The organism is Streptomyces sp. HPF1205, assembly GCF_020400825.1.
GTDB lineage: Bacteria > Actinomycetota > Actinomycetes > Streptomycetales > Streptomycetaceae > Actinacidiphila.
On the sequence record NZ_JAINVH010000174.1, the window covers coordinates 1 to 304 of the forward strand.

Genomic DNA, 304 nt, shown 5'->3' on the forward strand with positions numbered 1-304 from the left:
CCGTCGGGTGCTGGCGGTGGTGCGGGGTTCTGCGGTGAATCAGGACGGTGCGAGTAATGGGTTGACGGCGCCGAATGGTCCGGCGCAGCAGCGGGTGATCCGCAGGGCGCTGGCCAACGCCCGCCTGGAGCCTTCCGACATTGATGTGGTGGAGGCGCACGGTACCGGCACGGCGTTGGGTGATCCGATCGAGGCGCAGGCGCTGATCGCCACGTATGGCAGGGACCGGTCGGTGGAGCGGCCGTTGTTGTTGGGGTCGGTGAAGTCGAATATCGGGCATACGCAGGCGGCTGCGGGTGTGGCG

At 68.1% G+C, this 304-nt stretch carries 1 protein-coding gene; it reads left to right on the forward strand.

The features are described 5' to 3' along the window. Positions 1 to 304 (forward strand): polyketide synthase (locus tag K7G61_RS36170; RefSeq protein WP_225851383.1); only part of this gene is annotated, 304 nt, incomplete at both ends.